This window comes from Pseudalkalibacillus sp. Hm43, from assembly GCF_054170705.1.
Genome location: NZ_CM135129.1, coordinates 2,921,199 through 2,935,590 on the forward strand (window position 1 = coordinate 2,921,199; position 14,392 = coordinate 2,935,590).

Consider the following 14,392-nt stretch of genomic DNA (forward strand, 5'->3'; position numbering starts at 1 on the left):
ACCCCTAAGCAACAGGGAACGAGACGACTGAAAACGATTTTCAGCATGTAATTTGGAAAGGAGAATTCATTGTGGTAACACCTTATAAGCACGAACCCTTTACTGATTTTACAGTGGAAGAAAATATAAAGGCTTTTGAAGAGGCTTTACAAAAAGTGAAAGCAGAATTAGGAGAGAAACACGATCTGCTCGTCAATGGTAAAAGGATTCGTACAGAAGATGAGATTGTTTCCCGCAATCCGGCCGATACTGACCAAGTTGTCGGTCACGTCTCTAAAGCGGATCAGAAGATCGCCGATCAAGCAGTAGAAGCAGCTTCAGAAGCTTTCGAGAGTTGGAGGAAATGGGATGAAAGAGCACGTGCTGAGCTACTATTCCGTGCAGCAAGCATCATCCGTCGCCGCAAACATGAATTTTCCGCTTACTTGGTTTATGAAGTGGGTAAACCATGGAAAGAGGCCGATGCAGATACTGCCGAAGCAATCGACTTCCTTGAATACTATGGTCGCCAAATGATTCAGTTGAAGGAAGGGAAACCGGTTGAAAGCCGTCCAGGTGAACAAAACCGATACATTTATACGCCTACAGGTGTATCTGTCGTCATTCCACCTTGGAATCTCGCATTCGCTATCATGGCAGGTACAACAGTAGCGCCGCTCGTAACCGGAAGTACAGTCGTGATGAAGCCGGCAAGCAACAGTCCAGTCATTGCGGCAAAATTCGTGGAAGTACTTGAAGAAGCAGGTCTACCGAAGGGTGTATTGAATTTCGTCCCTGGAAGTGGCGGAGAAGTAGGTGACTACCTGGTCGACCATCCGAAAACATCGCTCATTTCCTTTACTGGTTCACGGGATGTAGGAACACGGATCATCAAGCGTGCTTCTGAAATCCAGGAAGGCCAGAACCACTTGAAACAAGTGATTGCTGAAATGGGTGGTAAGGACACTGTTGTCGTTGATAACCAAGCTGACTTGGAAACAGCTGCTGACGCTATCATCGTGTCCGCTTTCGGTTTTTCAGGACAAAAATGTTCATCAGGGTCACGTGCAGTCGTCCATGAGGATGTGTACGACGAAGTGCTCGATATGGTGAAAAAACGGACGGAAGAATTAACGGTAGGAAATGCGTCAGAAGAAAATGTCTATATGGGTCCGGTCGTTGACCAAAGTGCCTTTGACAAGATAATGAGTTATATCGAGGTCGGAAAAGAAGAAGGACGTCTGGTCACGGGTGGTAAAGGTGATGATTCCGTAGGATATTTCATCGAACCTACCATTTTTGCGGATCTCGATCCTCAGTCCCGAATGCAGCAGGAAGAGATATTTGGTCCTGTCGTCTGCTTTACAAAGGCAAAAGATTTTGATGAAGCAATCGAAATCGCCAACAATACGGAATATGGTTTGACTGGCGCCGTTATTTCAGATAACCGTGACCATCTTGAAAAAGCGAAATACGATTTCCATGTAGGGAATCTCTATTTCAACCGTAATTGTACAGGCGCAATTGTCGGTTATCAGCCTTTCGGAGGGTTCAAAATGTCAGGAACGGATTCCAAAGCCGGCGGTCCGGATTACTTGATGCTCCATATGCAGGCTAAGACCATCTCTGAAAAATACTAATAGTAAAAATCCACCAGCAGGGTAAGCTTGGACTTACCCTAACTGGTGGATTTTTTTGTTTACGATACGGAAGCGTTTTGCTTTCGCTGTATAAGATCGATCGTGAATTTGCCGAGTAAAGTTACGACATACAAGCCGAGTGCAATCATGCCTGCGATATTGAAGTTAAACAGTTCGAACAGAATACCGACAAGGGTCGTGATGTAGAGTAGGCCAAAGTATTTTTGGATCTGGTCATTGGAATAAAAGGATGTCAATTTCGCACCGACCTGGCTTCCAAACAACGCCCCTATAACTAACAAGAGTCCGATCATATAGTTGATATCGATGGACACTGAATAGGAGATGAAACCAGCTGTTACAATCATCAAGACGCTGACTAAGCTTGTCCCCACCGCTTTTCTAGGCTGAAAGCCCATCAAAGAGATCATGAAGGGTACCATTACGAAACCGCCGCCTACACCTAATGTGGCAGACATGAGCCCACCAAAGAATCCGATTAAGAGGGTTTTCAGAATTCCTGGTTTCCCCATCTGTTCTAATTTCTTTTTGTCTTTCTTTTTCAATAACGAATAGGCAAAGTATCCAATGATGACCGCATAGATGATTGGGATGATCGTTTCGTCATATCCCTTTTGATCAAGCCATAACACGAAAGGCTTTGCAAACTGGGTTGCGGTCACACCGCTGGCTCCGAGAATGAGGGCGGTTTTCCAAACGACGTTGTTCATTTTGAAATGCGCCCATACGCCAGATACAGACGATCCGATGGCGTACATCAGGCTTGTCGTGATGGCAACGACTGGCGCAAATCCGACCAACATGAGTACCGGAGTGAGGATGAATCCGCCTCCAATTCCAAAATAGCCGGACAGAATACCGACCGCAAAACCAAGTATGATATATATAATTTCCATTAAAAAGCTCCTCTAAGTTCAGCTATCTTTTACCTTGTTAATGTTACATGATTGTGAGCGAGAGTTCCAGAAACATTCGAGATGGTTTAGATGAAGAGGCTTTTAGTATAGTAAAAAGGTAATGACTTCCCCAAGTAGAAGTGAAAGTTCCCCAAGAAAGCAGGAAAGTTCCACGAGTTGAAAAGAAAGTTCCACGAATAGGCCAGAAAGTTCCACAAGTTGAAAAAAAGTCCCCCGAAGAATGAAGGGAACTTCCCATGAAATCATAAAATTTACTCTTTTAAAAAGAAAAAAAGCGGCTCGCTGCCGCTTTTTCCAATCAACTGTTTTCGTTCTGGAAGTACACTTCTTCATATGGTTGAACGACGACGAAACCGTCTCCTTCGAACCGCATTTGGATTGATTCACCGCTACCTCGACCGAAGAACGTTTTCAACGACACGTCCGTCTGGAAGTCTGGGGAGAGGGACCCGGACCAGGCGACGGTTGCATTCGGATCAGTCAACACAGGACGTCCTGGCTTCACCTGGATCGTCAACGGCTCATAATGGGAGGTGATTGCAATCATCCCGGTTCCCTGGCAGTGCACGTTGAACAGACCACCCGACATCATACCGGTAATTCTGCGCATGAGCTTGATGTCCCAATCAATCGACGGCTCAAACGCCAACAGGTCATTTCCATTCACATAAATGGAATCGTTCTGAAGCTGCAAGATGGAAATCTTCTTTCCCTGATCCGCGAGATAAAGCTTGCCGGAACCATTCGCTTTCATAAGAGAAGCACCTTCACCCGTCAGTGCTTTCTTGAACATTTTTCCGATTCCATGTTCAAGGATCCCTTCACGGACAAACTTGATCTGCCCATGATACGTCACCATTGACCCGGCTTTCGCCCAAACAGTCCCATCTAAATTGACCTCAAGGATTCGAGGCGTTTCCAGTTCGAAAAAGCCTTCTCCTTTATCTTCCTGGGAGGTTTGTCGTACAAATTCTTCAATTGAATACTTTGACATCGAATCACCTACATTTCTTCTTTATACTCTTTTACGTTCACCACCCGCAGAAAGTTTCCTTCATTTTCGCTCTTCTAAAATGATCACTTTTCCTCCCTCGCCTTGAGCGGGGTAGGACTCCATCATGCCACCAATCGGCCAGACTTCTAGTTTTTGTCCGATTTTGAATGCTTCAATATCTTGGACTTTCAACCAATATGCCTCAGGACTTGCAGTTTCCAGCAATTCTTGGATGCTCATCTGCTCCAGCTGTTCCTTCGTGATTTTTCCGATCAAAAGAATCCGAGAGTCATCCTTATCAGCCACATATCCGGTGAGGGAATGTTCCCAAAGCTCTTCTTCATTCGTTCCTGTATCGCTCCCTGAACTCCCGTCATTCATTGAACTTCCACATCCGACCAGGGAGAGGAAGAATAGAAAGATAGCCCCGATGTACCAACTTTTCATAAAAACACACCCTTCTTTCGCAACGTTTCTTCTTGATTTGAAACGGGAACCTTTCAATAGAAATCAAACCTATTTCTATCTGTATAGACGTTTTGATCAGGTCCAACGTTACATGGAAAATTTCCAGAATTTAAAATGCGAATGTAAGTTCGTTTTTCTTGTTATTTTTTCCTTCTCCTGTGCTATAATGTTGGATAGTGAGATTTAGGAAACGGAGGGAATTCAGGGTATGAATCAGAAGTTCGAGCTCATGTCTAAATACCAGCCAGAAGGGGATCAGCCCAAAGCGATCAAAGAATTGGTCGAGGGAATCAACGCTGGCAAGCGACATCAGACCTTGCTTGGTGCAACAGGTACCGGTAAGACGTTCACGATGTCCAATGTCATCCAACAGGTGAACAAGCCGACGCTTGTCATCGCACATAACAAAACCCTCGCTGGTCAGTTGTACAGTGAATTCAAAGAGCTTTTTCCGAACAATGCGGTCGAGTATTTCGTCAGTTACTACGATTATTATCAACCTGAGGCGTATATCCCTCAATCCGATACATTCATAGAAAAAGATGCGAGCATCAATGATGAAATCGATAAACTCCGACACTCGGCAACGTCTGCGCTTTTTGAACGGAACGATGTCATCATCGTTGCCAGTGTCTCTTGCATATACGGTCTAGGTAATCCGGAAGAATACAAGGAACTCGTCGTTTCATTACGCTCCGGTATGGAAAAAGATCGGGATCAACTGCTACGCGACCTGGTCGATGTCCAGTACGCACGGAATGACATCAATTTCACACGTGGTACGTTCAGAGTTCGTGGAGATGTCGTCGAGATTTTCCCTGCGTCCCGTGACGAGCATTGCCTCCGCGTCGAATTTTTCGGAGATGAGATTGATCGGATTACAGAAGTAGATGCCTTGACGGGTGAAATCCTTGGTGAACGGAATCACGTAGCAATCTTCCCTGCATCCCACTTCGTAACGCGTGCTGAAAAGATGAAGCTTGCGATAGAACGGATTCAAGCGGAACTTGAAGAAACGTTGAAAGAGATGAAAGAGAACGGAAAACTGTTGGAAGCCCAACGACTCGAGCAACGTACCCGTTACGACATCGAAATGATGGAGGAAATGGGCTTCTGCTCTGGAATCGAGAACTACTCAAGACACTTGACGCTACGACCAGCGGGATCGACGCCTTATACGTTGATTGACTACTTCCCTGAGGATTTCTTACTGATGGTGGATGAGTCCCACGTCACGCTTCCTCAGGTTCGAGGTATGTATAACGGGGACCAGGCACGTAAACAAGTGCTGGTTGAGCATGGCTTCCGTTTGCCTTCCGCGAAAGATAACCGCCCTCTCAAGTTTGAGGAGTTTGAGGAAAAAGTAGGTCAGTCGGTTTACGTATCTGCAACTCCAGGTCCATACGAGCTCGAGCATTCGCCTAAGATGACCGAGCAGATCATCCGACCGACAGGATTGCTTGATCCGACGATCGATGTCCGCCCGATTGAAGGACAGATCGATGACTTGATGGACGAAATCCAGGAACGTGTCAAGAAAAAAGAGCGTGTCCTTGTGACGACGTTGACGAAGAAAATGTCAGAGGACTTGACTGATTACTTACATGAAAATGGTGTGAAGGTCCGATACTTGCACTCCGAAATCAAGACACTTGAGCGGATTGAGATTATCCGTGACTTGCGTAGAGGCGTGTTCGATGTACTTGTCGGAATCAACCTGTTGCGTGAAGGTCTCGATATTCCAGAAGTTTCTCTCGTCACGATTTTGGATGCAGATAAAGAAGGGTTCTTGCGTGCTGAACGATCGTTGATTCAGACGATCGGTCGTGCTGCGCGTAATGCCAACGGACATGTCATCATGTATGCGGATAAAATTACGAAATCCATGCAGATTGCACTCGACGAGACGGAGCGTAGACGTACGAAGCAGATTGCTTACAATGAAGAGCACGGCATTACACCTACGACGATCCAAAAGTCGATTCCGGATCTCATCCGAGCGACCGTCGATGCAGAAGACGAAGCAGGTACGACGAAAGAGAAGCCTGTTGCGAAGATGACGAAGAAAGAACGAGAAAAAGTCATCGAGAAGATGGAAAAAGAAATGAAAGAAGCGGCCAAGGATCTCGACTTCGAAAGAGCGGCCGAGCTTCGTGACTTAGTATTAGAGCTAAAAGCGGAAGGATGACTCCTATGCCAAACGAAAACATTACAATCAAAGGAGCGAGAGAGCATAACCTGAAGGGCATCGATGTGACGATCCCTCGGAACAAACTGGTCGTCATGACCGGTTTGTCCGGTTCAGGGAAGTCTTCTCTTGCATTCGATACGATTTATGCGGAAGGGCAACGCCGTTACGTGGAGTCCCTCTCTGCATATGCCCGACAGTTTCTAGGTCAGATGGATAAGCCAGACGTAGATTCAATCGAAGGTCTTTCACCTGCCATTTCGATTGATCAGAAGACGACGAGTAAGAACCCGCGATCCACTGTCGGAACCGTTACAGAAATCTATGACTACCTGCGTCTATTGTTTGCGCGTATCGGAAATCCGGTCTGCCCGAATCACGATATACCGATCACTTCACAGACGGTTCAGCAAATGGTCGACCGGATTATCGAGTATCCCGAGCGTGCAAAACTTCAAATCCTTGCACCGGTCGTTTCCGGTCGTAAAGGAGAACACGTCAAAGTGCTTGAAGATATTAAAAAAGAAGGCTACGTACGTGTTCGGGTAGATGGCGAGATTGTCGATGTGAGTGATGAGATCAAGCTGGAGAAAAACAAAAAGCACTCGATTGAAATCGTAGTCGACCGGATCGTTGTAAAAGAAGGCGTGGAAACACGTCTCGCGGATTCCTTGGAAACGGCGCTGAATATCGCAGACGGAAAAGTCATCGTCGACGTCATCGATGACGAAGAGCTGTTATTCAGTCAGCACCATGCTTGCCCATATTGCGGATTTTCCATCGGGGAACTCGAACCTCGACTATTCTCGTTCAACAGTCCGTTCGGGGCTTGTTCCACATGTGATGGACTCGGTACGAAGCTTGAAGTCGACCTGGATCTGATCATTCCAGACGGGGATCGTTCCTTGCGTGACCATGCGATTGCGCCGTGGGAGCCGCAAAGCTCTCAATATTACCCGCAGCTTTTAAAGAGTGTGTGTGATCATTATGGCATCGACATGGACGTGCCAGTGAAAAAGCTTCAAAAATCCCAGCTCGATAAAGTGTTGTACGGAAGCGGGAAGGACAAGATCTACTTCCGATATGAAAACGACTTCGGACAAGTGCGGGAAAACAAGATCTTGTTCGAAGGTGTCGTGAACAATATCAAGCGTCGTTATCACGAAACGAGCTCCGATTATATCCGTGAGCAAATGGAAGGATATATGACGCAAAAGGCATGTCCGAAATGTGATGGACACCGATTGAAGCCAGAAGCGCTAGCGGTGCTCATCCGTGATCACCATATCGGTCATGTGACGAAAATGTCGGTAAAAGAAGCGCAAACGTTCTTCAGTGAACTTGAATTGACGGAAAAAGAACTACAAATCGGGCGGCTCATCCTGCGCGAAATCAACGACCGTCTCGGGTTCTTAGTGAACGTCGGACTCGATTACCTGACGTTGAGTCGTTCAGCTGGGACGCTATCCGGTGGAGAGGCACAGCGTATCCGATTGGCGACGCAGGTCGGATCTCGATTGACAGGTGTTCTCTATATTCTTGACGAGCCTTCGATCGGTCTTCACCAACGGGATAATGACCGTTTGATCAATACGCTTGAGGAGATGCGCAGTCTTGGCAATACGTTGATTGTTGTCGAACACGATGAAGATACGATGCTTGCTGCGGACTATCTCATCGATATCGGACCAGGAGCAGGGGCTCATGGTGGACAGATTACGGCACAAGGCTCTCCGCAGGAAATCATGGATGATGCTAACTCATTGACTGGCCAATACCTGTCAGGAAAACAATTCATCCCACTTCCGACGGAACGTCGTCAATCAGATGGCCGTAAGCTGACGATCAAGAATGCGACTGAAAACAACTTGCAAAATGTGAATGTGGATATTCCTCTTGGTGTGTTCACCGGGGTCACTGGCGTATCGGGATCCGGCAAAAGTACGCTCATCAACGAAATCCTGTATAAATCACTTGCCTTGAAGCTTCACCGTGCAAAGGAAAAGCCGGGTGAACATAAGAAGATCGAAGGACTCGACCATATCGACAAAGTCATCGATATCGACCAGTCGCCAATCGGTCGTACACCTCGATCAAACCCAGCAACGTATATCGGTGTCTTCGATGATATCCGTGACGTTTTTGCTCAAACGAACGAAGCGAAGGTGAGAGGCTACAAGAAGGGTCGTTTCTCCTTCAACGTAAAAGGCGGGCGATGTGAAGCGTGCCGTGGAGACGGAATCATCAAGATTGAAATGCACTTCTTGCCGGATGTGTATGTCCCTTGTGAAGTGTGTCACGGGAAGCGATACAACCGTGAAACGCTCGAGGTAAAATATAAAGGCAAGAACATCGCAGATATCTTGGATATGACGGTTGAAGAAGCTGTCGAGTTCTTCGCGAACATTCCTAAGATCAAGCGGAAAGTGCAGACGATGATGGACGTCGGGCTCGGATACATCAAGCTCGGTCAGTCATCTACTACGATTTCAGGTGGTGAAGCGCAGCGTGTGAAGCTTGCTTCCCAACTTCATAAACGGGCGACCGGTAAAACGCTCTATATCCTGGATGAACCGACAACGGGTCTTCATGTCCATGACATTGCACGCTTGTTGAAGGTTCTGCAGCGTCTGGTCGACAATGGTGACTCTGTCCTAGTCATCGAGCACAACCTTGATGTCATCAAGGCGGTCGATCATATCATCGATCTAGGACCAGAAGGTGGAGATAAAGGTGGTACGATCGTTGGGACCGGAACACCTGAACAGATTGCAGAAAACAGTGCGTCTTATACCGGAAAATATCTTGCGCCGATCCTAAAGCGTGACCGTAAACGGATGGATGCGAAGATCAAGGAAACGGTTAATAAATAAACGAAAGAAAGTCTTCTAAGAATTTTACTCTTAGAAGGCTTTTTATTTTTTATGTCGAAATAAAGAGAAGGATTGGACCTCCCGCTGGAGTGTCGTCATTTTCACTAAGAGTTGTGCTTTACCATATAAAGAAAAGGGAAATAAACAACATAGCCTTACACAGGTCAGGCATAAAATGGAGGAGAGACAGGTGTCTTCAACGTGTAGAGTAATCTCATCACTAGGCTATATGAGCATTATCTTTGCACCTTTCCTAGTCCCGGTAATGATCTATTGTTTCATGGGTGACCACCTAGTAAGGGAGCATGCAAAAAAAGCGATAAAATTTCATTTGATTCCGATCGTCGCTTTAGCGATGTTATCTATCCTCTTTTTCGAAATGGGGATGCTTTTCAATGTGTTTTCCATCAGCTGCATCATCTTGTTCGGTGGGATCGCGTTAACATTGGTGGTATGGAATATAGTGAGAGGGATCGTTGTACTATTAGAGAAATAAACGAGGGGGGAGTAGTTCGTGGAAGAACGGAAAATGATTTTGAGGATGCTGGATGAAGGGAGAATTACATCCAGTGAAGCCATCGACCTTTTAAAAGCGATCGGTGAGAACACGGACGACGTAGAACAACAAGCCAAAGCAGAAGAACCAACCAAGCAAGAAGTGAAAACATCAGCCACTCAAAAGCAAGGGTATCAGGACCAAACCTATTCGAAAACCGAGCAACAAAAGACGGAGCAGAAGACGAACCAATCAACCTCCAGTAAAGTCGAATCGACGATCAGCCGATTTTCCAGTTTGTTTGATCGGGTCGTCAACAAGCTGAAAGAGTCTGATTTCGATTTTAACTTTGGTCAATCAATTGAAGTCGATCATGTGTTTCAAGAAAATGAGGTCGATATCAGTAAAATCAGGGCACAAATCACGAATGGCGGGATCAAGCTGCATCCTTGGGAAGAGCAAAGTGTCAGAGTAGAGTGCGCTGCATCCGTGTTCCGGACCCAAAGCGTCGAAGAAGCGAAGTCGTATTTCATGAAAAACGTCCATTTTACAACTGAAAACGGTCAGCTTCAATTAATGGTCGATGAAAACCGGATGAAGGTCCATGCCGACGTATATGTTCCGGCAAAACAATACGAAGAAATCCACTTGCGCACCTCGAATGGTGCCATTTCATTAGAAGAGCTCAAGACCAAATCGATGACGATCCGTACATCGAACGGTGCGGTCTCGCTCGATCGGGTTAAAGGAGACTCGCTCACCTCTTCAACATCAAACGGGAAGATCAAGCTTGAAAACAGCGAGTGGGATAAAGTTGATTTAGAGACGTTGAACGGAGCCATCCGTCTCAATGGGAAATATGAGAAGGTGGAGGCAGAAACCCTTAATGGCTCCATCACGTTCATTTTAGATGAGGCACTGCCTGGAGAAGCTTCTTTTAAAACCGTTGCAGGTAAAATCGAGTTGCTTGTGCCTGATTCCTTACGTATCAATGGGAATTTGAAAGCGACCATCGGTAATCTCAATTGTTACCTGGATAAAGTGAAGGTGCATAAGGAAAGTAAAGATGTCGTGCAAAAGCGTATGGAATTCATCGCAAATGAAGAAGCTGAGAACACATACAAAATAGAAGCAGAAGCGAAAACAGGCTCGATTTCCATCGCAAAAAGATAAGGAGGCAGAGGATGAGAGGCTGGATCATATCATTAATAGTCAATACTGTCGTACTTATGGTCGTTTCAGGATTTTTCAGTGAATCATTTTATTTATCAGGAGTTGGTGCAGCAATTCTCGCAAGTCTCTTGCTCTCCATCATGAATGTGATCGTCAAACCCATTCTTGTCATACTGACATTACCGGTGACAATCATGACCTTAGGGCTGTTCCTAATCGTCATTAATGCCATCACACTCATGTTGACGCAGTGGCTAATGGGAGATGCATTCGTCATATCCGGTTTCGGTATGGCATTGTTGGCAGCCATCATCATTTCAATCCTCACACTGCTGATCAATACATTGATTGTAAAACCGCTGAAAGATAGCTAATGTAGCTCTTTTCTAAAAGATTGTTGCTTTCAAGACATTTTTAAAAATCACCTTGTGTAAGTTGATTGGAGAGCAAGGTGCGAGACTCCTGCGGGATCAGCGTGACAGGTGAGACCATTCAATGTCGCAAAGCGACGAGTGGGCTCACCGCACGCCCCGAGGAAAGCGAGCATCCTGGAGCGGAAATCAACAACTTTTAAAGAAAACTTGGCGAGACCAAGCCTTTTATAGGTCGAGCCTTAGTTGCCCTTATACTGAAGAAAGTATTTAATACTTTCTTCAAGTGCAAGAGCAACAAAGTTTGCGAAAACAGCCATAACGAATAAGAAGAGCTGGTACTTTTTTCTAAAGTATCAGCTTTTTTTAGTTCCATTTTAGATAGAGGATGGTATAATAATTATAATTATTCCATTGTAGGAACCATTTTAATTTCAATTGAATAGATTAAAAGACGAATAAAACCGCTGTCAACGTAATGTTGGCAGCTCTTGTATTTTTATAAGGGTAATGAGTATAGTTTTCATTCTCAATTATAAGAGGGGTGCAAAATCCAATGGAGGAAAAACTGGTTTATTCCAAACAAGTGGAACAAGAACAGAATCTCAGTTATAAAGCCATAGGTAGTGTATTTCGTGAGCATTGGGAAATGATTGCAGCTCTGACGAGTGGTGTTCTGATTTTAATCGGTTGGTTCCTTGCGACCATTCATATAAGCGTTGTACCAGTCATCTTCTACGTTTTTGCTTATGCGATCGGTGGTTTTGCGAAAGCGAAAGAAGGTATCCTCGAGACGATGGAAGAGAAGAAGCTGAACGTTGAGCTCCTGATGGTTTTGGCGGCGATTGGATCTGCCATCATCGGCTACTGGCTTGAGGGGGCCTTGTTGATCTTCATTTTTTCCATGAGTGGTGCGTTAGAGACCTATACGTTGAATAAGAGTAAAAAAACGATTACTTCCTTGTTGAACATGAAGCCTTCTACCGCTCTTCGTATCCAGGGAGAGCAACTCGTTGAAATCAATGCTGAAGATTTAAGTGTCGATGATTGGATTCTCGTCCGACCGGGTGAACAATTCCCTGCTGACGGGAAGATTGAAAAAGGGCATACGACGGTTGATCAATCGGCGATTACGGGTGAATCGATTCCGGTGAAAAAGGAGATCGGGGACCCGGTGTTCACAGGGACCGTGAATGACAGTGGAACGGTGACCGTTCGGGTGACGCACGCTAGCAATGAAACGATGTATCAACGGATCGTTGATATGGTACAGACCGCTCAAAACGAAAAGTCCGAGTCCCAGCAATTCATCGAGCGATTTGAGGGGCATTATGTGAACATCGTGTTGGCAGTCGTCGGTTTGATGCTGTTCGTACCGCATTTTGCGCTAGGTTGGAGCTGGACGGAAACCTTTTATCGGGCGATGATTTTGCTGGTTGTCGCATCTCCTTGTGCGGTGATGGCTTCCATTGCGCCAGCTGTGTTGTCGACGCTTTCCAATGGTGCTCGGAAAGGTGTACTGTTAAAAGGCGGAAACCATCTGACCTTGTTAGCAAAAATGGATGCGATCGCTTTTGATAAAACCGGGACGCTCACGCATGGAAAAGCGGAAGTGACGGACCTTGTCGTACGGGAGGACTTAGATGAAGCGGCTGTCGTGCGAGCGGTGGCGTCCATCGAGTCATACTCCAGCCATCCTCTGGCTGAAGCGTTCGTCCATGCAGCTGAAGAGCGTTCGATCCAGATTTCCTCTCCAGAAGCGATGGAAAGCATAACAGGGAACGGTGTAATCGGGACTTTTTCCGATAAAACATGGACAATCGGGAAGCGTTCTTTTGTCGGTGAAGGGTATGATGCGTTCTATCCAGAACAGACGAAAGCCTGGATGAAGCAAGGGAAAACACTTGTCTATGTAAAAGATGAAAACGGGATCGCGGCCGTTTTTGCAATCAAAGATCAGATTCGTGAGGAAAGTAAGCGAGTCATTGCTGAGCTGAAGCAGTTGGGTGTGTCGGCGATCATGGTGACGGGCGATAGCGAAACGACCGCGAAAGCTCTCGCCGAGGAAGCTGGCATTGATTTGTATATTTCGGAATGCCTTCCGGAAGATAAAGTAACTCAGATCAAGCGGCTGAAAAAGGAGTACGGCCAGGTCGGAATGGTAGGGGATGGAATCAATGACGCACCTGCATTAGCGGCGGCGGATATCGGCATCGCCATGGGGCGCGGAACGGATGTGGCGATGGAAACTGCCGATGTCGTGCTGATGAACGACCAGCTCACCAATCTGCCTGAAGTGTTGCGCATTTCACAAAAGATGACTCGCATCATCAAGCAGAATCTCGTATTCTCTGTCATAGTCATCCTTTCTTTGATCGCTTCAAACTTCGTCCAGGTCATCGACTTGCCACTCGGCGTCATCGGTCATGAAGGCAGCACGATCCTGGTCATCCTGAACAGCTTACGGTTGTTGAAATCATAGAATATAGATGAGGAGGCTGACTCGTGTCAGCCTCTTTCATTATGGGGGGATTTTTGGGTCCATTCTATCCTCCATATCAGGAAGTGGCAAAAATGGAGGATAGAAAGAGGGTGATTCTGTCCTCCAAATCGGGAGAAAGTAAAAATGGGGGATAGAAAGAGGGTGATTCTATCCTCCAATTTGGGCAAAAGTAAAAATGGAGGACAGAAAGAGGCTGATTCTGTCCTCCATATTGGGCAAAAGCAAAAATGAAGGACAGAAAGAGGTCGATTCTGTCCTCCAAATCGGGAGAAAGCAAAAATAAAGGACAGAAATAGGTGCTTTCTACCCTCTTAAAACTATCTTCCCCTCCAAATCATCCCTGGTGCTTCCGAATCCCTCTCTACAAAACCGAATCTCTTGTAAAAGCCTGCTTTCCCTTTTGCGCTCATCAATACGACCATCCGAATGGAATGTTGCTCACATTTTCGCAACAACTCTTCCAATATCCGACTCCCGATTCGATTCCCCTGGTAGTCTGGGAGGACAATCAGATCACAGATCATCGCTTGGTAAACACCATCGGACACGACTCTTCCAAAGCCAACAAGCTCTCCATCTTCATAAGCCGAAAGCACATACCAGCTGTTGGAGATGGCTTCAAATAAGGAATCTACTGTAAACTTCAAGTCCCAACCGGTCGTCTGGAACAACGCAAAGAATTCATATTTATCCGGTAACTCATTAACAATCTGCACGATACATCACCTCTACTACAAATTCTCCTAAGGTCCACAGCTATCCTTTTCAT

General features: G+C 46.0%; 11 protein-coding genes. 7 read left to right on the forward strand and 4 right to left on the reverse strand.

The features are described 5' to 3' along the window. Positions 1-71 precede the first annotated feature (71 nt). Entirely contained in the window at positions 72-1,619 is a 1,548-nt protein-coding gene (gene pruA, locus ACXQIQ_RS15250; protein WP_439301514.1) for an L-glutamate gamma-semialdehyde dehydrogenase, read from the forward strand. A gap of 59 nt (positions 1,620-1,678) precedes the next feature. On the opposite strand, the gene ACXQIQ_RS15255 is transcribed toward pruA, so the two are convergent. The 3 genes from ACXQIQ_RS15255 to ACXQIQ_RS15265 form a co-directional block, all read right to left on the reverse strand. After that, positions 1,679-2,536, reverse strand: a complete 858-nt coding sequence (locus ACXQIQ_RS15255) for a sulfite exporter TauE/SafE family protein (protein WP_439301513.1) — start codon at positions 2,534-2,536, stop codon at positions 1,679-1,681. A gap of 319 nt (positions 2,537-2,855) precedes the next feature. Next, the gene (locus ACXQIQ_RS15260; RefSeq protein WP_439301512.1) at positions 2,856-3,551 is read right to left on the reverse strand and encodes an AIM24 family protein; all 696 of its coding nucleotides are present in this window, start codon (positions 3,549-3,551) and stop codon (positions 2,856-2,858) included. A 60-nt stretch (positions 3,552-3,611) separates the two neighbouring features. Beyond that, entirely contained in the window at positions 3,612-3,998 is a 387-nt protein-coding gene (locus tag ACXQIQ_RS15265; protein WP_439301511.1) for a YobA family protein, read from the reverse strand. Between the two features lie 229 nt (positions 3,999-4,227). Between ACXQIQ_RS15265 and uvrB the strand changes: the two genes are divergently transcribed. The 6 genes from uvrB (at position 4,228) to ACXQIQ_RS15295 (ending at position 13,602) form a co-directional block, all read left to right on the forward strand. Then, positions 4,228-6,207 (forward strand): excinuclease ABC subunit UvrB, encoded by a 1,980-nt coding sequence (gene uvrB, locus ACXQIQ_RS15270; protein ID WP_439301510.1) that lies wholly within the window; start codon positions 4,228-4,230, stop codon positions 6,205-6,207. A 5-nt stretch (positions 6,208-6,212) separates the two neighbouring features. Next, entirely contained in the window at positions 6,213-9,080 is a 2,868-nt protein-coding gene (gene uvrA, locus ACXQIQ_RS15275) for an excinuclease ABC subunit UvrA (protein WP_439301509.1), read from the forward strand. A 190-nt stretch (positions 9,081-9,270) separates the two neighbouring features. Beyond that, a complete protein-coding gene (locus ACXQIQ_RS15280) occupies positions 9,271-9,576 on the forward strand; it encodes a DUF4870 domain-containing protein (RefSeq protein ID WP_439301508.1) in 306 nt (101 codons plus the stop codon). A gap of 18 nt (positions 9,577-9,594) precedes the next feature. Further along, on the forward strand, positions 9,595-10,749 hold the full coding sequence (locus ACXQIQ_RS15285) for a DUF4097 family beta strand repeat-containing protein (protein ID WP_439301507.1): 1,155 nt from the start codon (positions 9,595-9,597) through the stop codon (positions 10,747-10,749). Between the two features lie 11 nt (positions 10,750-10,760). Then, positions 10,761-11,123, forward strand: coding sequence for a phage holin family protein (locus tag ACXQIQ_RS15290; RefSeq protein WP_439301506.1), 363 nt, complete (start codon positions 10,761-10,763; stop codon positions 11,121-11,123). Between the two features lie 553 nt (positions 11,124-11,676). After that, positions 11,677-13,602, forward strand: a complete 1,926-nt coding sequence (locus ACXQIQ_RS15295; RefSeq protein ID WP_439301505.1) for a heavy metal translocating P-type ATPase — start codon at positions 11,677-11,679, stop codon at positions 13,600-13,602. 338 nt (positions 13,603-13,940) lie between these two features. On the opposite strand, the gene ACXQIQ_RS15300 is transcribed toward ACXQIQ_RS15295, so the two are convergent. Beyond that, positions 13,941-14,339, reverse strand: a complete 399-nt coding sequence (locus tag ACXQIQ_RS15300) for a GNAT family N-acetyltransferase (RefSeq protein WP_439301504.1) — start codon at positions 14,337-14,339, stop codon at positions 13,941-13,943. Positions 14,340-14,392: the final 53 nt, after the last annotated feature.

Excerpts from the sequence above, each read along its gene's own strand:
- ACXQIQ_RS15255 (WP_439301513.1), bottom strand. The coding sequence starts at position 2,536 with ATGGAAATTATATATATCATACTTGGTTTTGCGGTCGGTATTCTGTCC.
- ACXQIQ_RS15260 (WP_439301512.1), bottom strand. The coding sequence starts at position 3,551 with ATGTCAAAGTATTCAATTGAAGAATTTGTACGACAAACCTCCCAGGAA.
- ACXQIQ_RS15265 (WP_439301511.1), bottom strand. The coding sequence starts at position 3,998 with ATGAAAAGTTGGTACATCGGGGCTATCTTTCTATTCTTCCTCTCCCTG.
- uvrB (WP_439301510.1), top strand. The coding sequence starts at position 4,228 with ATGAATCAGAAGTTCGAGCTCATGTCTAAATACCAGCCAGAAGGGGAT.
- uvrA (WP_439301509.1), top strand. The coding sequence starts at position 6,213 with ATGCCAAACGAAAACATTACAATCAAAGGAGCGAGAGAGCATAACCTG.
- ACXQIQ_RS15290 (WP_439301506.1), top strand. The coding sequence starts at position 10,761 with ATGAGAGGCTGGATCATATCATTAATAGTCAATACTGTCGTACTTATG.
- ACXQIQ_RS15295 (WP_439301505.1), top strand. The coding sequence starts at position 11,677 with ATGGAGGAAAAACTGGTTTATTCCAAACAAGTGGAACAAGAACAGAAT.